General features: G+C 46.2%; 19 protein-coding genes. 3 read left to right on the top strand and 16 right to left on the bottom strand.

Going from position 1 to position 19,171, the window contains the following annotated elements; translation table 11 throughout:
• Nucleotides 1-10: 10 nt before the first annotated feature.
• The gene (yqiS, locus tag RAC86_RS07055) at nucleotides 11-910 is read right to left on the bottom strand and encodes a phosphate butyryltransferase (protein WP_014114330.1); all 900 of its coding nucleotides are present in this window, start codon (nucleotides 908-910) and stop codon (nucleotides 11-13) included.
• A gap of 124 nt (nucleotides 911-1,034) precedes the next feature.
• Nucleotides 1,035-3,110 (bottom strand): sigma-54 interaction domain-containing protein, encoded by a 2,076-nt coding sequence (locus tag RAC86_RS07050; RefSeq protein ID WP_014114331.1) that lies wholly within the window; start codon nucleotides 3,108-3,110, stop codon nucleotides 1,035-1,037.
• Between the two features lie 152 nt (nucleotides 3,111-3,262).
• On the opposite strand from RAC86_RS07050, the gene RAC86_RS07045 reads away from it, so the two are divergent.
• On the top strand, nucleotides 3,263-3,499 hold the full coding sequence (locus tag RAC86_RS07045; protein WP_072566527.1) for a DUF2627 domain-containing protein: 237 nt from the start codon (nucleotides 3,263-3,265) through the stop codon (nucleotides 3,497-3,499).
• A 43-nt stretch (nucleotides 3,500-3,542) separates the two neighbouring features.
• Here RAC86_RS07045 and prpB read toward each other — a convergent pair whose 3' ends face one another.
• The 9 genes from prpB to RAC86_RS07000 all read right to left on the bottom strand — a co-directional run bounded on the left by prpB (nucleotide 3,543) and on the right by RAC86_RS07000 (nucleotide 12,170).
• Entirely contained in the window at nucleotides 3,543-4,448 is a 906-nt protein-coding gene (prpB, locus tag RAC86_RS07040) for a methylisocitrate lyase (protein WP_072566528.1), read from the bottom strand.
• 19 nt (nucleotides 4,449-4,467) lie between these two features.
• Entirely contained in the window at nucleotides 4,468-5,886 is a 1,419-nt protein-coding gene (locus RAC86_RS07035) for a bifunctional 2-methylcitrate dehydratase/aconitate hydratase (RefSeq protein WP_072566529.1), read from the bottom strand.
• A 21-nt stretch (nucleotides 5,887-5,907) separates the two neighbouring features.
• Nucleotides 5,908-7,026: a citrate synthase gene (gene mmgD / locus RAC86_RS07030; protein ID WP_072566530.1), complete on the bottom strand. Its 1,119-nt coding sequence runs from the start codon at nucleotides 7,024-7,026 to the stop codon at nucleotides 5,908-5,910.
• 32 nt (nucleotides 7,027-7,058) lie between these two features.
• Nucleotides 7,059-8,198, bottom strand: a complete 1,140-nt coding sequence (locus tag RAC86_RS07025; protein WP_014114336.1) for an acyl-CoA dehydrogenase — start codon at nucleotides 8,196-8,198, stop codon at nucleotides 7,059-7,061.
• Nucleotides 8,199-8,225: 27 nt separating this feature from the next.
• Nucleotides 8,226-9,089, bottom strand: a complete 864-nt coding sequence (locus RAC86_RS07020; RefSeq protein WP_072566531.1) for a 3-hydroxybutyryl-CoA dehydrogenase — start codon at nucleotides 9,087-9,089, stop codon at nucleotides 8,226-8,228.
• Between the two features lie 25 nt (nucleotides 9,090-9,114).
• Entirely contained in the window at nucleotides 9,115-10,296 is a 1,182-nt protein-coding gene (locus RAC86_RS07015; protein ID WP_072566532.1) for an acetyl-CoA C-acetyltransferase, read from the bottom strand.
• A gap of 127 nt (nucleotides 10,297-10,423) precedes the next feature.
• Nucleotides 10,424-11,155 carry a glycerophosphodiester phosphodiesterase gene (locus RAC86_RS07010; protein WP_014114340.1) on the bottom strand — a complete coding sequence of 244 codons (732 nt, stop codon included), beginning with the start codon at nucleotides 11,153-11,155 and terminating at the stop codon, nucleotides 10,424-10,426.
• 79 nt (nucleotides 11,156-11,234) lie between these two features.
• The gene (locus RAC86_RS07005) at nucleotides 11,235-11,855 is read right to left on the bottom strand and encodes an N-acetylmuramoyl-L-alanine amidase family protein (protein WP_072182040.1); all 621 of its coding nucleotides are present in this window, start codon (nucleotides 11,853-11,855) and stop codon (nucleotides 11,235-11,237) included.
• Between the two features lie 18 nt (nucleotides 11,856-11,873).
• A complete protein-coding gene (locus RAC86_RS07000) occupies nucleotides 11,874-12,170 on the bottom strand; it encodes a hypothetical protein (protein ID WP_014114342.1) in 297 nt (98 codons plus the stop codon).
• A gap of 324 nt (nucleotides 12,171-12,494) precedes the next feature.
• Between RAC86_RS07000 and RAC86_RS06995 the strand changes: the two genes are divergently transcribed.
• Together RAC86_RS06995 and RAC86_RS06990 are read left to right on the top strand one after the other, a co-directional pair.
• Nucleotides 12,495-12,629, top strand: coding sequence for a hypothetical protein (locus tag RAC86_RS06995; RefSeq protein WP_152024368.1), 135 nt, complete (start codon nucleotides 12,495-12,497; stop codon nucleotides 12,627-12,629).
• Nucleotides 12,630-12,701: 72 nt separating this feature from the next.
• Entirely contained in the window at nucleotides 12,702-13,820 is a 1,119-nt protein-coding gene (locus RAC86_RS06990) for an NADH-dependent flavin oxidoreductase (RefSeq protein WP_072566533.1), read from the top strand.
• 216 nt (nucleotides 13,821-14,036) lie between these two features.
• Here the strand turns inward: RAC86_RS06990 and RAC86_RS06985 are convergent, their stop codons facing one another.
• From RAC86_RS06985 to argR, 5 genes are all read right to left on the bottom strand, one after another.
• Nucleotides 14,037-14,216: a hypothetical protein gene (locus tag RAC86_RS06985; protein WP_061186895.1), complete on the bottom strand. Its 180-nt coding sequence runs from the start codon at nucleotides 14,214-14,216 to the stop codon at nucleotides 14,037-14,039.
• Between the two features lie 146 nt (nucleotides 14,217-14,362).
• A complete protein-coding gene (spo0A, locus tag RAC86_RS06980) occupies nucleotides 14,363-15,166 on the bottom strand; it encodes a sporulation transcription factor Spo0A (protein WP_003226427.1) in 804 nt (267 codons plus the stop codon).
• Between the two features lie 276 nt (nucleotides 15,167-15,442).
• The gene (gene spoIVB, locus RAC86_RS06975) at nucleotides 15,443-16,723 is read right to left on the bottom strand and encodes a SpoIVB peptidase (protein ID WP_014114356.1); all 1,281 of its coding nucleotides are present in this window, start codon (nucleotides 16,721-16,723) and stop codon (nucleotides 15,443-15,445) included.
• A 175-nt stretch (nucleotides 16,724-16,898) separates the two neighbouring features.
• The gene (gene recN, locus RAC86_RS06970; RefSeq protein WP_072182046.1) at nucleotides 16,899-18,629 is read right to left on the bottom strand and encodes a DNA repair protein RecN; all 1,731 of its coding nucleotides are present in this window, start codon (nucleotides 18,627-18,629) and stop codon (nucleotides 16,899-16,901) included.
• A 35-nt stretch (nucleotides 18,630-18,664) separates the two neighbouring features.
• Nucleotides 18,665-19,114: an arginine repressor ArgR gene (argR, locus tag RAC86_RS06965; RefSeq protein WP_014114358.1), complete on the bottom strand. Its 450-nt coding sequence runs from the start codon at nucleotides 19,112-19,114 to the stop codon at nucleotides 18,665-18,667.
• Nucleotides 19,115-19,171: the final 57 nt, after the last annotated feature.

Below are 19,171 nucleotides of genomic sequence, written 5' to 3'. Positions count from 1 at the left end.
TTCGTTCCTCCTAGTGTGTGTATTCTTCAGATGCGCATATCGCTAGCGCAATAGAATACAGTTTATTTTCAGCGGAATCCGCTCTACTCGTTAAGGCAATCGGCGCTTTTGCTCCCGTAATCACAGCCGCCACGCTGGCCTTCGCAAAATAAATTAGTGATTTATATAAAATATTGCCGGCCTCAATTGTTGGGACGAGAAGGATATCAGCGTTGCCCGCTACATTTCCCGAAATCTTTTTCTGGGCTGCAGCAATTTGTGATACTGCGTTATCCAAAGCAAGCGGTCCATCAACAATGCAGCCTTTGATCTGGCCTCTTTTGCACATTTGAGCAAGAGCAGCAGCATTCACTGTCGCTTCCATTTTCGGGTTCACCGTTTCGACCGCTGCCAAAGCAGCTGCTTTTGGCATATTGTTCCCTACTGCATGAGCCACATGAACGGCGTTTTGCAAAATCTGCCGAAGCTCTTCCAGCGAAGGGGCAATATTCATAGCCGAATCTGTCACAAACATCAATCTGTCAAAGTCCGGTATATCAAACACAGCCACGTGGGAAAGGACACTGGATGACCGAAGCCCCTCCTGTCTGTTCAACACCGCTTTAAGCAAAACAGAAGTCGGCACATTCCCTTTCATTAAAACGTCCGCTGTTTTGTGATGCACAGCACGAACTGCTAATTTTGCCGATTCCTCAGGCGAATCGGCATGAACGATTTCCACATGATGCCCTTGCATAGATGATGTCAGATCGTTTAGTTTCTTGCTGTCGCCCACTAACAAAAAACGGGCGGATAGGTGCTCGGCTGCCAGCTTTACAGCCCGGATCACTTCCTCATCCTCAGCATGGGCAACCGCAATGGTCTTGTTTTTGTACATCGATGCTTTGCCGATCAAATCTTTCAGCTTCATCTGTTACCACCTCTCTTGTTTCGACTCCGCCTTTTATTATGCAAGTTCCATGCCAGCTCCTCGCCATGCTGTCATAACGGATGTATTGAAAAATTCGTGCAGATGTTTGCGTTCATTCTGCAAATTATTGCATGCCTTCATTTGCAAGGCCGTATTTATCCATTTTGTAATATAAATTCCGAATGCTGACACCGAGGGCTTTCGCTGTTTTTGTCCGGTTAAAATGATGCTTTTCGAGCGTTTGCTGGATCAAATGCGCTTCAAATTTTTCTACTGCGACAGACAGCTTTTCGCCTTTAATATCCGGAAAATCAAACCCTGCACCTTGTTCTGTGTCACTTTCTTTTTGCACAAGTTCGAATACAGGCAAGTGATCTTTTTCAATCCATTCCATATGCGGATTCAGAAAAATCATGGCTCGTCCAAGGACATTTTCCAGTTCGCGGACATTCCCAGGCCAATGGTATGCGGATAAGGCACGCAAAGCTTGCTGCGAGAGCCCCTTTACATTCCTGCCGTAATCCCGGTTGATCTTTTGGATAAGCCGGACGCTGAGTGCCTCAATGTCCTCCAGCCGCTGCCGCAAAGGCGGAATAGAGATCGGATAGCGGTTAATCCGGTAATACAGGTCTTCGCGGAATGTTCCATCCGCCATCGCCTTTTCGATATTTACATTTGTCGCCGCGATCACTCTGACATTGACAGGGATCGCTTTCGTGCCGCCCACTCTGACGATTTCCTTCTCTTGAAGGACGCGGAGCAATTTCGCCTGCATATTTTGTGTCAGCTCGCCGATTTCATCTAAGAAAATGCTGCCATTATTGGCTTCTTCGAATAAGCCCTTTTTACCTCCGCGCTTCGCTCCTGAAAACGCACCATCCTCATAGCCGAACAATTCTGATTCAAGCAGGTTTTCAGAAAGGGCTGCACAATTCACGCGAATAAATTTATTGTATTTCCGGTCGCTTTCGTTATGGATGGCATGGGCGAACAGTTCTTTTCCTGTTCCCGATTCCCCGCGTAGCAAAATCGTTGCCGGCGTTTTCGCCCCGAGCTTCGCCTGTTCAAGCGCAACCAGCATTTGCTCGCTTTTGCCGATAATGTCGTCAAAAGTGTATTTCGCTTCAAGCGTCCGAATGATTTGCCTTGCGCGGTTAAGCTCCGCTGTCAACATTTTAATTTCGGACACATCGTGAATCACACCGACGCTGCCTTTCAAAATCCCGTCTACAATGACCGGCGCTACATTTACGATGACCTCTTTTTCATTCGGGCCGACCTTCATTCTGACACCGCGGACAGGCCGTCTTGTTTCAAGCACCTTTAAATGCATGCTTTCACCTTCAGAGATATCAGTGTTTGCAGGCTTGCCGATGACTTCTTTTTCAGAAAGCCCCGTCATTTTCGTATACGCTTTATTGATCAAGAGTCCGATGCCGTTTTCATCAACGACAGAAATTGCCTCGTCGGAGGATTGAATAATCGCCTCCAGCATCGTGCGCACCTGTTTGAGATTCGTCACTTCCTCCGCCAGCTCAACGGCATCCGTTATATCCTTGAATACACAGAGCGCTCCGAGCAAACGGCCGCCTTCATCAATGATCGGCAGTCTGGTAGTCACGATTTGATTCTCACCTAAAAGCTGCTTTTGGTTGTATTCAGGCTCTCTCGTTTTTAAAATCCGCGGCATCTTTGTGCTCGGAATGACTTCTTTGATCGGGCGCCCGATGACTTCCTCGCGTTTTTTCCCGACCATCTTTTCGGCCATATGGTTAAAGAGAATGATTTCTTCATTGATATCAATAAAAATCATCCCGTCATGGGTAGAATTAAAAATTCGATCGTGTTTATATGTTTGCTCTTTTAGCATTTGAATCAGGTGCTGCTTTTCTTCCATCAGCTGAAAAACGATGTACGCCATTTTCCCTGGCATAACAATAGTCTCTTCATGCTTTTCCTGAAGGAGTTTGTCAAACACGGCTTGATCGCCGGTGGTATGAATGACGATATCCGGTTTTTGTTGTATGTAAGGTTTCCAATCAGATGAAACGGCAATCCCATACTGTTCTGCTTCTATCAATCCCGGCGCCTCGGGGTCTTTGTCAACCACGGCAATGATCTCTATGATGGCTGTTTTGATCAGAATGTGTAATAACGCCGTTCCCCTTTTGCCGGCACCTACAATCAGTACCTTTTGCATCCCGCTACCCCTTTGCATGAAAAAATTTGCACACCTATTTATTCCGTTGCAATAATTTGCACAACCCTATGTTACCACGTTTTCTTCTCTTGACAAAATATTTTTTCCGCTGGACAATAAAGGAAATGAAAAGATAAAGGAGTTTTCTGAGGATGAGCCGAATTCTTGCGCTTTTGATATTAGTCATCCCCGGTGCCATTTCCGCTTTAGGCATTAAACTGATGAGGGATACGCTTTTCGGCCATACGATAAAGCCATTCGGAGCTCTTTGGCTCCAAGGTTTGTCAGGATTTATCTTTTTTGTGTTCGGCCTTTATGTGCTGGCCGGGTTCATTTTATTCAGAGACAGAAAACGCAATCAAGTCAGCCCGCGATTCAGAAAACGATAGCTGCAAAAAAGCCGGAGAACTCTCCGGCTTTTTTTAGTCGAAACTATTCGTCAGGCAAAACGGTCTTGGCAATTGTTTTATCCAACGCTTCATAGTCATAATAAGAAATCGTCTCGTACAGTTCTTTTCGTGTCTGCAAATGATGAAGCCCTTCTTTTTGTGAGCCGCGCTCCTTCATCAAACCAAACATTCGTTCATAAGCTTTTGCCGCCGCTCGAAGCGATGTGACAGGATAAATCACCATGCGAAACCCCATATCTTCAAATTCATCGGCGCGATAATACGGCGTTTTCCCAAATTCGGTCATATTCGCAAGGAGCGGAACGGAGATGCACTCAGCAAACTGGCGGAATTCGTTCTCCGCCTGAAGCGCTTCCGGAAATATCGCGTCCGCTCCCGCTTCAATGTAAGCCTCTGACCGTTTTATTGCGGCATCAAGTCCTTCCTGTGCCCTAGCATCAGTACGGGCAACAACGACAAGGGAGGGCGCCGCTTGTTTGATCGCTTTTATTTTTTGAGCCATTTCCTTTATCGGAACAAGCTGTTTGCCATTTAAATGTCCGCATTTTTTCGGAAGCTGCTGGTCTTCGATTTGAACGGCGGCTACTCTGGCTTCAAGCATCTCGCGGGCGGTTCGGGCGGCATTTAACACACCTCCAAATCCCGTATCGATATCAACAAGCAGAGGCAGGTCTGCTGCACGCACAAGATCTTTGGCCCGATCAGCCATTTCTGCCGACGTGATGATCCCTAAATCAGGAAGCCCCCTGCTGGCTGTATATGCCGCACCAGACAAATAAATGGCAGAAAAACCGGCCTCCTTTGCAAGCAAGGCGGCCATCCCGTCATGAGCGCCGGGAATTTGCAGAATGTCCGGCGCTGACATCAGCTTGCGGAAACGCCCGGCAAGCTCCTCTTGTGACGATTGTTTATTGACGATCCACGACATGACGCAAGCCCTCCTTCTTTTACATGCAGAACATATCTACGAATTCATTTACGCGCATCGTTTGTAATGTCTCATAGCTGGTACAGCGCTCATAAATGTGTTTGTGCTGTTTATCAGCATAATGAGTTTTGAGATTGGCAGAAAACTTTTCCAGCAGTTTCGGCACTGCTTCGTCTCTTCGAAAACGATGGCCGAGCGGAAATTCACATTCCACCATTTCCGTGCTCGTTCCGTCTTTAAAATAAACTTGAACGGCATTTGAAATGGAACGCTTATCGGGTTTCAGGTAATCCTCCGTATATGTTTTATTTTCAGTCACTTCCATTTTATCCCGTAGCTTATCTATTCTCGGATCACTCGCTGTTTCAGCTTCATAATGCTGCGCGGTAATATCACCAAAAAGCAAACCGATTGCTGTAATGTATTGGAGGCAGTGATCACGATCAGCGGGATTGTGAAGCGGGCCTTTTTTATCAATGATTCGGATAGCGGATTCGTGCGTTCTGATGACAACTCGGTCAATCTCATCAATCCGGCCCTTTACCTGGGGATGAAGAATGACGGCGCACTCTGCCGCTGTCTGGGCGTGAAATTCCGCAGGATAAGACACTTTAAATAACACATTTTCCATGACATAAGCATCGAGCGGACGGGCAAGTTTGATCTCTTTCTTATTGAATAGAACGTCTTGGAAGCCCCATCCCGGTGCGCTTAACGCTGTCGGATAACCCATTTCCCCTTTTAACGCCATCAGCGCCAAATGAACACCTCTGCTAGTTGCATCTCCTGCCGCCCATGATTTACGCGAGCCTGTATTCGGTGAATGCCGGTATGTCCTCAAGGCTGCATTGTCAATCCATGCATTCGAAAGCGCATTTTTGATTTCTTCTCTTCTGCCGCCCAAAAGCTTTGCTGCAACAGCAGTTGTCGCAATTTTGACAAACAGTACATGATCAAGGCCGACTCGGTTCAAGCTGTTTTCTAACGCCAGCACACCTTGAATCTCGTGTGCTTTGATCATCATTTCAAGTACGTCGCGTACCGTTAAAGGCTCTTTTCCTTCAGACAGCCTTACTCTCGATACATAATCAGCAGCGGCAAGGATTCCTCCCAGATTATCCGACGGATGCCCCCACTCCGCCGCCAGCCACGTATCGTTGTAATCGAGCCAGCGGATCATGCACCCGATATTAAACGCTGCCCTCACCGGATCGAGAACATATGATGTTCCCGGTACTTTGCTTCCATTCGGCACAATCGTTCCGGGAACAATCGGGCCAAGCAGCTTTGTGCATTCGGGATACCGGAGCGCCAAAATCCCGCAGCCCAGCGTATCCAGCAACACATGCCCCGCTGTTGTATATGCCTCTGAGCTTGTAATCTCTTTCTCAAGCACATAGTCTGTAATTTCTTCAATGACATGATCCGTTTTCAGCATGCTACCAGTTCCTTTCATGATTTATGATTCGGCCTGATGGCGCGGGCCCATATAGCTGACACGGGGGCGGAAGAGACGGTTATTGGAATGCTGTTCGATCACATGGGCGCATAAACCGGACGTTCTCGCGCTGAAAAAGACAGGTGTATACAAAGGAATCGGTATGCCGAGCATCCAATACACCGGGGCAGCGTAATAATCCAAATTCGGGTAAAGCCCTTTTTCCTTCTCCATCAGCCGCTCTCCTGCTTCACACATCTCGTATAAACGATGGTCACCGGCTTTATCGCATAATTGTTGCAGGGCCTCTTTCATCATGAGTGCTCTCGGGTCCATTTTTTTCATATACACCCGGTGGCCGAATCCCATAATTTTTTCTTTTCTTTTCAGTTTTATTTGCAGAAGCTGCTCAAAATCGGACGTTGTTTTCGCCTCCAAAAGCATATACATCACAGCTTCGTTTGCTCCTCCGTGAAGATTCCCTTTCAGGGAGGCGACAGCTCCTGTCAAAGCACCATAAAGATCCGAATGTGTAGAAGCAATGACCCTTGCCGCAAAGGTTGAATTCGGCATCTCATGCTCACTGTACAGGACGAGGGAGCGGTCAAAAATCCGTTCTTCCAGTGAGGACGGCAATTTCCCTGTCATCATGTATAGAAAGTTTGCACTGTAGGATAGGGTTTGAAGCGGAAGAAGCGGCTCTTTCTTATTGATGATCCTGTAGCTGGCAGCAGTGAGGGCAGGCATTTTCCCGAGAAGCTGATAGGCGCGTTCTTTGTTTGCAGAAGGAGTGCGATCATCTATTTGCCGATCATAGCCGGCAAGTGCCGACAGACCGGTACGCAGGCTATCCATCGGATGAGTGTGCTCAGGGAGTAGTTCAAACAGACGGAGATGATCAGCAGGCAGGCTTGATGCACTGTTTATGTTTCTTTCCAGCGCTTCCATTTCACTTTCTTCCGGCAGCCTGCCCTCCAGCAATAAATGAACAATCTCCAAGTAGCTTTTTGTTTTAGAAAGATCTATTAAATCATAGCCTCGTATCAAAATCTGGCTGGACTGCGTGTCAAGATAAGAAATATGAGTTTCTGTCGCGATCACACCGTCCAAACCCGGAGAATAATGCTGTTTCTCCTCCATATCCTCAACCTCCGTTTTGCGTTTTTTGTCTATCAGGTTCCGCCAAGCAGATGCTTGGAAATAATCAGTCTTTGAATCTCGTTCGTCCCTTCATAGATTTGCGTCACCTTTGCATCGCGAAGCAGCCGCTCGACCGGATAATCCTTCATATAGCCATAACCCCCGTAAATTTGGACGGCGTCTAACGCCGCCTTCACCGCGGAATCTGAAGCAAATTGTTTAGCCATAGACGCTTCTTTTCCGCAGGCCAAGCCGCGATTATGAAGGTCTGCGGCGTGGTAGACAAGATGCCTTGCTGCCTCAGCCCTTGTCGCCATGTCAGCCAGCTTAAACGATATGCCTTGATTGGCTGCGATAGGCCTTCCGAATTGCACCCGCTGCTTCGCGTAACCAACGGCATGCTCAAGAGCCGCCTCTGCAATTCCGAGCGCTTGGGCCGCAATGCCGATGCGGCCGACATTTAAATTCGCCATGGCAATGTGAAAGCCATCACCCTCTTTGCCAAGCAAATTTTCTTCAGGCACTTCTGCATTATCAAAAATCAGTTCCGTAGTATTGGAACCATAGAGCCCCAGCTTTCTTTCTTTTTTTCCTACAGTAAAACCGGGTGTGCTTTTTTCAACGATAAAAGCCGAAATCCCGTGCCTGCCTCGATCTTGAGCTGTTAAAGCAAAGGTGATATAGATATCGGCGGCTCCTCCGTTCGTAATGAATATTTTCGATCCGTTTAATAGGTATTTGCCGTTCTTTTTGATGGCTGTTGTGCGGAGGCTTCCAGCATCCGACCCTGAGTGAGGCTCTGTCAGTGCAAATGCGCCCAAATGGTCTCCTGAAGCGAGCTTCGGTACATATTTCATCTTCTGTTCTTCGTTGCCGAAGTACAGAATCGGATTTGTGCCGACCGAGGTATGAACGGAAAGAATGACACCGACAGCCGCGCTGATTCTAGAAATCTCATGAATCGCCAAAATATAAGAAATAACATCCGCCCCTGCGCCGCCGTATTGTTCCGGCACCGGTATTCCCAACAAGCCGTGTTCACCCATTTTTTTGATCAACTGAAACGGAAATTCGTCCGTTTTCTCCATGATTTCAGCAGCGGGAGCAATTTCTTTTCGGGCAAAATCACGCACCATTTTTCGCATCATGACTTGCTCTTGGGTTACATGCAACTCGGCCACCCCCGGATGGAATTGACTTCAGAAAGTCCTCTCCTCATATTGATAAAAACCGCGTCCACTCTTTTTGCCAAGCCAGCCCGCTTTGACATATTTGCGGAGCAGCGGGCAAGGACGATATTTGGAATCGCCAAGGCCGGAATAAAGAACTTCCATAATCGATAAACACGTATCCAGCCCGATAAAATCCGCTAATGTAAGCGGGCCCATCGGATGGTTCATGCCCAGCTTCATCACCTCGTCTATTGCCTCCGGCTTCGCCACCCCCTCATACACGCAATAGATGGCTTCATTAATCATTGGAAGAAGAATGCGATTGGAAACAAACCCCGGAAAATCATTGACCTCTACCGGTGTTTTCCCCATCTTTTCCGCTAATCCCATAACAACTAAGGCCGTTTCTTCTGATGTAGCCAAGCCGCGAATCACTTCAACTAGCTTCATCACAGGGACAGGATTCATAAAATGCATGCCAATGACTCGTTCAGGCCGGTTTGTCACAGCAGCGATTTCAGTAATAGGCAAGGAAGATGTATTGCTGGCCAAAATCGTATGAGGCGGGCAAATGTGATCAAGTGTGTTAAACATTTCAGTTTTCGCCGTCATGTTTTCTGCAATAGCCTCAATCACAATGTCCGCATGCTTTGCCTCCTCAAGCGTTCGAGAGAGCGAAATGCGGCTGATCACACCCTTCACTTCCGCTTCGGTCTTTCTTCCTTTTTCAGCATCACGGGTCAGCTGTTTCTTCAACCGCTTCAATCCTGCCTCCGCAGCCTCCGGGTTCACATCGTACATCCGCACATAAAAACCTGCGTCGGCAGCTGTTTGAGCAATTCCGCTTCCCATCTGACCTGCACCGGCCACCATGATATGTTTAATCTCCATTTAAATCCCCTTTTTCGTCATTGTTTTAATGAACCTGCACTAAGACGGCATCTCCCTGAGCCGCACCGCTGCAGATGGCGGCAACTCCCAGTCCCCCTCCCCGGCGCTTTAATTCATAAACAAGCGTCATGAGAATTCTTGCCCCGCTTGCGCCGATCGGATGGCCGAGCGCGATCGCACCGCCGTTTACATTTACTTTTTCAAGATCGAAACCGACGATTTTTTCACATGTCAAAACAACAGAAGCAAACGCTTCATTTACTTCAAACAAGTCAATATCTTGGACAGTTAAACCGTTCTTTTTCATGAGCTTGTTAATTGCAAACCCCGGAGCTGCCGCTAGCTCATTCGCTTGCATTCCCATAGTTGAAAAACCAAGAATTGTAGCCAGAGGCCGTTTGCCAAGCCTAGCAGCTTCGTCCTCAGACATCAGCACGAACGCACCGGCTCCGTCATTGACCCCGGGAGCATTACCGGCTGTGATGGAACCATCACTTGTATAAATGGGAGAAAGTTTTGCAAGCTGATCCAGACTTGTGTCACGCCGAATCGCTTCATCTTTTTCGACCATATTTGTTTTTCCTTTTCGGTTGGTCCAGCTTACGGGAACAATTTCATCATGAAGCTTTCCTTCATCGGCTGCCTTAGCTGCTCGCGCATGACTTCTCAGCGCCCATTCATCCTGCTCCCTGCGAGAGATTCCATATTCCTTGGCGGCTGTATTTCCGTGAACAGCCATATGCACCTCATCAAACGCGCATGTTAACCCGTCATAAACCATTAAGTCCCTAAGCTCACCGTCTCCCATCCGCGCTCCCCAGCGCCCGGCGGGAACGGCATATGGAATATTGCTCATGCTTTCCATTCCCCCGGCGACAAGAATGTCCGCATCTTGCGCCCGAATCATTTGATCACACAGGGTGACAGCGCGCAGTCCGGATGCACAGACTTTATTTAGCGTTTCTGACGGCACACTCCAAGGCATTCCAGCCAGACGGGCAGCTTGGCGGGAAGGAATCTGCCCTGAGCCGGCTTGGACAACCATGCCCATAACAGTTCCTTCCACCTCATCTCCAGATACTCCAGCGCGATGTAACGCCTCCTTCATCGCAATGCCCCCAAGCTCAGCAGCTTTCACCTCTTTCAATGCACCGCCGAATTTGCCAAATGGTGTTCTTGCAGCACTTACAATGACTGTTTTCCTCATGGTTTCACCTCATTCAGAAGATAGACAGCGCTTACAATTTCTAGTTGTCTTCTATGAATGTATGCTTTGAAACGGGCATGAATGAATGAAAAAAGAAGGCTGCGCCAACAGCCTCCTTCCAACACAACTATTTATTTTTTAGCAATGCCAAAGCCTTTGCAGGAAAATCGGTGAAAATGCCGTCTGCCCCCGCTTCAAAGAGGCGCTTCATATCTTCCGGCCGATTGACTGTATACGGCCTTACCTTGATCGAACTGTTCCTCATTTTCTTCAGTACTTCATCTGCTGTCCCCGGGCTGTTCAGCTTCGGGTGATAGCCGGAAGCTGGAATTGATGTGATATACTGATCAGCCTGATAAAGCACATCTGAAGTCAATGCCGCCCGTTCGATATGGGGAGCGAGCCGGGCGCATAGCGCTAAGCTTTCATGATTAAATGTGGACAGGATGATTCTTTCCTCTATATTGAACCTCTTCACTGCCTCCAGTACTTTTTCTTCCATTCCTTCATAGCGGATCACGCTGTTTTTTAATTCAATGTTGATGAGAAAATCCTTTTTGTCCGCCCACAAGAGCACATCTTCAAGCAGCGGCACTTTGATATCTCTGTACGTTTGATCATAACCAGCGGCGGCATTCGCAGTCTTTATCACATTATACACTGTATCCTTCACGAATCCTTTGAGCGATGTCGTCCGGTCAAGTCTTTCATCATGTATCACAACAATGCGTCCGTCTTTTGTCAGTTGCACATCAAGCTCAATTCCGTCCGCTCCGGCTTCAATTCCTTTTTCAAATGCAAGCATGGTATTTTCGGGATATTGACCTGATGCCCCCCGATGGGCAAAAATCTTTGTCATCGTTTCACCTCAAGCCCTAAAGTTTTCTCCATTATACTGATTTTGGCGGTTCCACTCTAGGATTAAGGCTGTATCAATCTTACTGATCATAATAAGAGTCAATGCCGGTGACAATCGCATCTGCGGCTTTTTGCTGGTATTCTTCACTTCCAAGCTTGTCCGCGTCAGAGCTGTTTGTCATAAATCCAAGCTCCGCCAGCACACTCGGCATTTGTGAATATGTAATGACGTAAAAGTCTGATTCTTTCACGCCCCTGTCTCTCGTTTGTAAGGATGACACCAGCTGGGACTGAATATCTGACGCCAGACGCCGGCTGTTTTCCCCTTCATAATCAGACTGAAAATACGTTTCTGTTCCTGAAGCTGAAGCAACCCCTGAATTCACATGAATGCTAACAAAAAGATCGGCCTGATTGGCACTTGCCTTTGCCACTCTTTCCTCCAGGGTCAGAAAATGATCGTCGGATCTGGACGCAACTGGATTGGCTCCCTCCGCTTTCAGCTTGTCCGTCACATGCTCGGAAACTGCTAAATTAATATCCTTTTCAAAGAGCCCGTTTCCGACCGCTCCACTGTCTTCACCTCCGTGTCCGGCATCAATGTATACTGTTTTTCCTTCTATTGGCTCTGCTGCCTGTGCATAGGGTCCGAGCGTCAAAGCCAATCCGCATAAAGCTAAGCTCCTCCATAACATTCTCAACTTTCTCCCTCCGGTCTTTTATGACGAGTTCTTCTGCAGCTGAATATCTTGCAGTTGTAACGTTCCATTATCCTTTTTTATATATTTCACCAGGACATTTGTGTGATCTGGCAGTGATTCACATTCATCACGTTTATCCTTCGGAACCTGTATCATGGTTTCTTCTCCATTCAAAGAAACCGCAATCGTATGAGGATCAGCCGAGCCAATGTATTTTCCCTCTTCGGTAAACTTTGGGACTGAGTCATCCGCACTTGCAATACTGCACCCTGAGAGAAACAGCACAGTAAACAGCAAAAGAGCCGTTTGTTTCACATGATCACCTCTTCCTGATGTTTGGCTTTTATCTTTGACCAGAATGGCAGATTTGTAAAGCCGACGCGTAAGACGGCACTGGATTCCACATTTTTCAAAAGGGCTATCCGACCTGATCATTTCCTGTTGTTAGAAAGAAAGCAATCGCATTTGTCTATGAGGATGGCTCTAATTGAGGCGCATATTAGAAAAAATTAACGGAAAGAAGCAACTTTTTATTCATTTTAAAAAATTTGAGGAATGATGTGAGCAAATCGTTTGACGAGTGGATCAGCCAGGCGTAACCTTTTAAAGGATATTCACTTTACAGAAAGAGTTACAGCCATGAAAAAATTCGTACTGTTGCTCGCTGCAGCGGTCATCACTTGCACCATCGGCCACCAAATCAGCGGCGGCTACAAAGCCCCCGAAAAAGAGCGCAGAAAACATCACTCTGCTCTCAAGATATTCAGCCGGTAAAGCAGATCAATTGCATTAATTTTTACATATAGGCTAGAATATGTGCGAATCCAAACGAAAGAAGATGATCAAATGAATCCTAAGTATAAACCGCTGTTTGAACCATTTACATTTAAAAGCGGCGTTACAATCGACAACCGGATCACAGTAGCACCAATGACTCATTACGCTTCTAATGAAGACGGTACGATATCTGAAGCAGAGCTTGACTACATCATCCCCCGCTCAAAAGAGATGGGAATGGTGATTACAGCCTGCGCAAACGTCACGCCGGACGGAAAAGCATTTCCCGGGCAGCCGGCCATCCATGATGACTCCAACATTCCAGGTTTAAAAAAACTAGCGCAAGCGATTCAGGCGCAAGGTGCTAAAGCTGTTGTGCAAATTCATCACGGCGGCATTGAATGCCCGTCTGAGCTCGTTCCGCAACAAGAAGTTGTAGCGCCAAGTGACGTGTTTGATGACGGCAAGCAAATTGCCCGCGCCTTAACAGACGAAGAAGTGGAAAACATCGTGAAAGCATTTGGAGAAGCGACAAGACGCGCCATTGAAGCCGGCTTTGACGGTGTCGAAATTCACGGCGCAAACGGCTACTTGATTCAGCAGTTTTACTCTCCGAAAACCAATCAGCGCACAGACCGCTGGGGAGGAAGCGACGAAAAACGATTAGCCTTCCCGCTTGCTATTGTCGATGAAGTGAAAAAAGCTGCTGCAGAACATGCGAAGGGTGCATTCTTAGTCGGCTATCGCCTGTCTCCGGAAGAACCTGAGACACCAGGATTAACAATGACTGAAACCTTTACGCTTGTTGACGCTTTAGGAGATAAAGAATTGGATTACCTTCATATCTCACTGATGGACGTGAACTCAAAAGCGCGCCGCGGTGCAGATCCGACTCGCACACGCATGGACTTATTGAATGAACGTGTCGGAAACAAAGTGCCACTTATCGCCGTCGGTTCCATTCATTCCGCAGATGACGCACTGGCTGTGATCGAAAACGGTATTCCGCTAGTCGCTTTGGGACGCGAAATTTTAGTTGACCCTGACTGGACAGTGAAAGTAAAAGAAGGCCGGGAAAAACAAATTGAAACCGTGATAAAAGGCACTGACAAAGAAAAATATCACTTGCCTGAACCGCTATGGCAAGCAATTGTGAACACACCTGGCTGGGTGCCTTATAAAGATTAATGTGCAAAGACTGCCGAAACGATTCGGCAGTCTTTTTTCAACTTTAAATAAATAATTTATGTAAACATCTAAACAGCAGGAGAAGGAGCTCGCCAGCTGCTTGGGGAAGCAAATCTAGGAGAAGCCCGTCACGCTTTCTTGCTTTTTTCTTTTTCATTCGTACGTCTCCTTTGTTCATGAATGCTTCCTTACTTACGATTTTACAGGGAAAAGGTTTCAATTTGATCCTGATTGTTTGTTTTTTATGATCCAAGCAGCGAAAACACATGAAACCATGACTGCAAATGAAATAAAGTCAATCAGGGTGCCTAGTATGTGTGATTCTGTCATGATGTTTGAATTCACGCAAAGCGCCAGGATAAATAACGCCATCAGCAGTCCGTATTTTTCAAACACCTGTATCACTCCTCCTTGCGGAAAATAGATCCTTCATATTCATCACCCATGAAACAAATGTCCCCAAAACAAAACGCCTCCTATTTATCAGCGCAAACTAATAAATAAAAGACGTTTGATTTAATCATCAGTTAATATGCTCATGCTTAAGAAGCCTTATGCTCTAATCTCAGCTTATCCGCAACCATCGCAATGAACTCTGAGTTTGTCGGCTTAGCTTTTGTCATACTGACTGTATAGCCGAACAACGAGGAAATGGAATCAATGTTACCTCTGCTCCATGCCACTTCGATCGCATGGCGGATCGCTCTTTCTACACGGCTAGCGGTTGTGTTGAATTTTTTGGCGATGTCCGGATAGAGGACTTTTGTAATACTGCCGAGCAATTCAATGTCATTGTAAACCATTGAGATTGCTTCGCGCAGATAGAGATAGCCTTTAATATGTGCTGGGACGCCGATTTCATGGATAATGCTTGTGATGCTCGCGTCGAGATTTTTCTTCTTTGGTTCAGGCTGGCTGCTGCGTATAATGCTGCTTTGCGATGATGGCGCACGATGCGTCACGCTGCTGGCATTTCCGCTGACTTGGCGGATATGTCCGACAAGGTTTTCCATATCAAACGGTTTGAGAATAAAGTAGGAAGCGCCTAAATCGACGGCCTTTTTCGTGACATCTTCCTGTCCAAAGGCTGTCAGCATAATGACATTCGGCTGTTTTTTCAGATCTGATTCCCTCAGCCGCTCTAAAACCGCAAGTCCATCCAAATGCGGCATAATAATATCCAATACGAGCACATCGGGATCTTTTTCTTTAAACAACGACAGGCATTCCTGTCCGTTATAAGCAACACCGATCACTTCCATGTCTTCCTGTCCTTCTATATATTCACTCAACAGGCTTACCAGCTCTCGATTATCGTCAGCAACACAAACTTTAATTTTCTCCACGTTTCTTCCTCCCCAAATGTAGTTAACAGGATTCACCCTTGCTACATGTTTACATTCGACAAAACCGCTATATACCCTCTAAAAAAAATCATAATCACCAATATTAGTGGCATATCTTTGTTATTCTATGTTTTTCTCCGTTTTTCGACTAAAAATGAAATTTGACAAACAAGGAAACGTGAATTTGTCGAAAAATCTTCTTTTGTACATTTTACCGTATGTATTCCGAGAAGTGAAGAGGGATCAAAACAAAAAAACTGCCGGAAATACCGGCAGTCAGCTTGCTTTTTCTTTTTCGTAAATATCGATTCCTGCTTCTGACAGCATCCATTCAATATGAACGCCGTAGCCGCTTGTCGGGTCATTTACAAACACATGGGTGACAGCGCCGATCACTTTTCCATTTTGAATGATCGGACTCCCGCTCATCCCCTGTACGATGCCGCCTGTTTCTTTCAACAGTCTTGGATCGGTTATTTTTAAAACCATTCCTTTTGTCGCCGGGAATTTTTGCGGTGTTGTGCTGACGATTTCAATATCAAACTTTTCTACCTTGTCATCATCAATGACCGTTAAAATTTCAGCAGGCCCTTTTTTGACTTCAGTAGAAAACGCAACCGGCAGTGCTTGATCTGAAATGTTGTTTTGAATCGGCTGATGCAGTGTGCCGAAAATGCCAAATGGGCTGTTTCTGTTAATATCCCCGATCGTTTTGCGTTCTGAGGAAAATCGCGCCAGTTTTTCTCCCGGATTTCCGCCTGTCCCCTTTTCAATGGATGTTACAGTTGATTTAACAATTTCTCCATTTTCCACTACGATTGGTTTCTTTGTGTCCATGTCAGAAATCACGTGGCCAAGTGCTCCGTATTTTTTTGTTTTCGGTTCATAAAAAGTCATTGTGCCGATGCCAGCAGCAGAATCCCTGATGTATAAACCAATTCTGTACTTGCCTTCTGCTTCATCCTTTTCCGGAATGAGCTTTGTTTTGATTTTTTGTTTGTCACGTTTAATGAGCAAATCTAAAGATTCTCCGGTTTTACCGGCTTTCTGAATAAATGGGGCCACATCATTCATTTTTTCAATTTTCTGTCCATTCATCTCGATAATGATGTCGCCCGCTTCAATACCGGCCGTTTCTCCCGGAGATTTTTTGCCTTCACTTGTATTGATTTGATGAAATCCGACGACAAGAACACCGACGGAATGAAGCTTTACCCCGATTGATTGTCCGCCAGGTATGACCTTTAAATCAGGAAGAACCTGCACTTTTGTTTTTTTGATTGGAAATCCGGCAAGATCGTATACTAACTCTGACTCACCTGATTTTTTGCCTGTCACCTTGATTTCATGCGGGTCTTTCTTTACTGTAAACGCTTCTGATGATTCTTGTGCATGAGCGTTTACCGATAAACCTGTTTCAATCGCTTGTGTTTGGGTTTCAAATACTCTCATTTGCGTTGGAATCAGTAAATACTCTTTTAGCGGTTTGCATAAACCTACACTTAATAACGAAACAAGGAGAATTAAACCTACTGCTTTTCTGATGTTATCGGGCATTCACTACTTCACTCTCCTCGCTCCTATCCCACACCTTCTTTATGTCTTGCTGCTACATCTTTAATTTTGCCTTCTGACACTTTATTTATAACTGTCATATAAAGAAAAACATTGGATATACTGATGAACGAATGGATGTGTGCGAAAAAAAAATAAGCTGCGCTTCTCGCGCAGCTTACCCAGTTGTTTTGACTTGATCCGCTTGTTTTAGAAGTTCTTTCGCATGGCGTTTCGTCAAGTCTGTTACTTCGACTCCGGCAATCATGCGCCCGATTTCCACTACCTTTTCCTGCTTAGACAGCGGCTTGACACGTGTCGTGGTTCTGCCGTCTTTTAACTCCTTCGCAATATAAAGATGCGTATCGGCCATGGCAGCTACCTGAGGCAAGTGTGTAATACACAGCACTTGTGATCCTATTGAGACTTTATGGATCTTCTCAGCGATTGCCTGCGCGACTCTGCCGCTTACACCGGTATCTACCTCATCGAATATAATCGACGTCACATCCTGCTGCGAGGAAAAAATGCTTTTGATGGCAAGCATCACCCGGGACAGCTCCCCTCCGGAAGCGACTTTCGAAAGGGATTTCAAAGGCTCGCCTGTGTTGGTTGAAATTAAAAACTTGACCAGATCAATTCCTTGGTCAGTCAGCTGAACAGGCTGGCCGTTTACAATCGGCGCCTCCTCATTGCGAGACGCTGTTCTGACCTTAAATTCCGTATCAAAAGTTGATTTTTCCATATAGAGGCTTTTTAATTCTCGATGAATCTCATCGGCCAGCTTTTTCGCCCATGCTTTCCGGATTTGTGAAACATTTGCCGCTTCCACCGCAACATCTTTGCCGACTGAGTCAAGCTCCTTCTTCACGCTTTGAAGATGGCTGTCCCTGTTTTCAATTTGGTCAATCTCTTCTTCAATTTTAGAGGCGTATTCCAAAATCTCCTCAACAGTTGCACCGTATTTTCGTTTCAGCTGTTTGATTTCATTAAGACGCGTCTCAATATAATTCAGGCGTTCCGGGTCATATTCAAGCTCATCCAGCATATTTCTCATCTGAAATGTAGCGTCCTCCAGCAGATAGTAAGAGTTCGACACACTTTCAGACAGTTTTTTCAGCGGTTCGTTAATATCGGATATATCTTCGAGCTGCGCTGATGCCATTCCGACCCAGTCCAGTCCGCCCTGCTCACTGCGAAGCGCGTTATATGCATTTTGCAGCGATTCATAGATCTTCTCAAAGTTTGAAATTTGCTGGCGCTCTTCTTGGAGCTGTTCATCTTCATTAAGCTCGAGCTTTGCCGATTCGATTTCTTCGAGCTGAAATTGAATAAGGTCCAGGCGGTGGGCCATTTCCTGTTCGCTTTCAGAAAGCTGTTTTAGCTTTTTAAGCAGCTTCATATACCGATGGTACCCTTCCTGATATGCTTGAAGCGCGCTTTCTACTTCGGCTCCGGCAAACTTGTCCAAAAGCTGGAGATGATTTTCGTCCTCCATTAACAGCTGGTTATCGTGCTGCCCGTGAATATCTAATAAAAGCCTGCCGATCTCTCTTAACGAAGCAATCGTGACAAGCTTGCCATTAACACGGCAAACGCTTTTTCCGCTCGTGCTGATATCCCTTCTCATGACGATCATTTCGTCTGAAACGTCGATTCCCTGCTCAGTGCATACGTCAAAAACGGGGTGGCCGCTCTCCAATAGAAACAGCCCTTCAAGCTCGGCTTTTGTCTCTCCATATCTGACAAATTCAGATGATCCGCGGCCTCCGACTAAAAGAGAAATGGCGTCTATGATGATGGATTTGCCGGCTCCGGTTTCTCCTGTTAAAACCGTGAGCCCTCGTTCAAAAGAAACCGTCAGTTCCTCAATAATGGCAAAGTTTTTAATCGATAGTTCAGCTAACAAACAGCATTACACCTCTTATCTTTGTTAGATTTCTGTTACAGCAGCTCAAGCAGCCTGTTTTTTACGCCGTCTGTATCTTCAGGAGTCCGGCAAATAATTAAAATCGTGTCATCTCCGCAAATGGTCCCCATAATTTCATCCCAGTCCAAATTGTCCATCAGCGCTCCGATTGCCTGGGCGTTTCCCGGCATCGTTTTCAGCACAATCATATGGCTTGCTGAGTCTATTTTCACAAATGCGTCCATCAATGCCCGCTTCAGCTTGGACAACGGATTGAAACGCTGGTCTGCCGGAAGACTGTATTTGTAAGAGCCGTTATTCGTAGGCACTTTCACAAGGTGAAGTTCTTTGATATCCCGTGAAACCGTGGCTTGTGTTACTTTGTATCCATCCTGCTTCAGCATGTCGACCAATTCATCCTGCGTTTCGATTTCATTGCTTGTAATGATCTCTCTGATTTTAATATGCCTCTGGCCTTTGTTCATGTAAGCACCTCTATTTCCAGCTTATCTGTTCTTTTATGTTATATGATTCTCTGCAAA

The organism is Bacillus sp. LR_5 (assembly GCF_042709275.1).
The sequence above is the reverse complement of the archived record's forward strand: the minus strand, read 5'-3'. Positions and strand labels throughout refer to the sequence as shown.

Excerpts from the sequence above, each read along its gene's own strand:
- yqiS (WP_014114330.1), bottom strand. The coding sequence starts at position 910 with ATGAAGCTGAAAGATTTGATCGGCAAAGCATCGATGTACAAAAACAAG.
- RAC86_RS07050 (WP_014114331.1), bottom strand. The coding sequence starts at position 3,110 with ATGCAAAAGGTACTGATTGTAGGTGCCGGCAAAAGGGGAACGGCGTTA.
- RAC86_RS07045 (WP_072566527.1), top strand. The coding sequence starts at position 3,263 with ATGAGCCGAATTCTTGCGCTTTTGATATTAGTCATCCCCGGTGCCATT.
- prpB (WP_072566528.1), bottom strand. The coding sequence starts at position 4,448 with ATGTCGTGGATCGTCAATAAACAATCGTCACAAGAGGAGCTTGCCGGG.
- RAC86_RS07035 (WP_072566529.1), bottom strand. The coding sequence starts at position 5,886 with ATGCTGAAAACGGATCATGTCATTGAAGAAATTACAGACTATGTGCTT.
- mmgD (WP_072566530.1), bottom strand. The coding sequence starts at position 7,026 with ATGGAGGAGAAACAGCATTATTCTCCGGGTTTGGACGGTGTGATCGCG.
- RAC86_RS07020 (WP_072566531.1), bottom strand. The coding sequence starts at position 9,089 with ATGGAGATTAAACATATCATGGTGGCCGGTGCAGGTCAGATGGGAAGC.
- RAC86_RS07015 (WP_072566532.1), bottom strand. The coding sequence starts at position 10,296 with ATGAGGAAAACAGTCATTGTAAGTGCTGCAAGAACACCATTTGGCAAA.
- RAC86_RS07010 (WP_014114340.1), bottom strand. The coding sequence starts at position 11,155 with ATGACAAAGATTTTTGCCCATCGGGGGGCATCAGGTCAATATCCCGAA.
- RAC86_RS06995 (WP_152024368.1), top strand. The coding sequence starts at position 12,495 with ATGAAAAAATTCGTACTGTTGCTCGCTGCAGCGGTCATCACTTGCACC.
- RAC86_RS06990 (WP_072566533.1), top strand. The coding sequence starts at position 12,702 with ATGAATCCTAAGTATAAACCGCTGTTTGAACCATTTACATTTAAAAGC.
- spoIVB (WP_014114356.1), bottom strand. The coding sequence starts at position 16,723 with ATGCCCGATAACATCAGAAAAGCAGTAGGTTTAATTCTCCTTGTTTCG.
- argR (WP_014114358.1), bottom strand. The coding sequence starts at position 19,114 with ATGAACAAAGGCCAGAGGCATATTAAAATCAGAGAGATCATTACAAGC.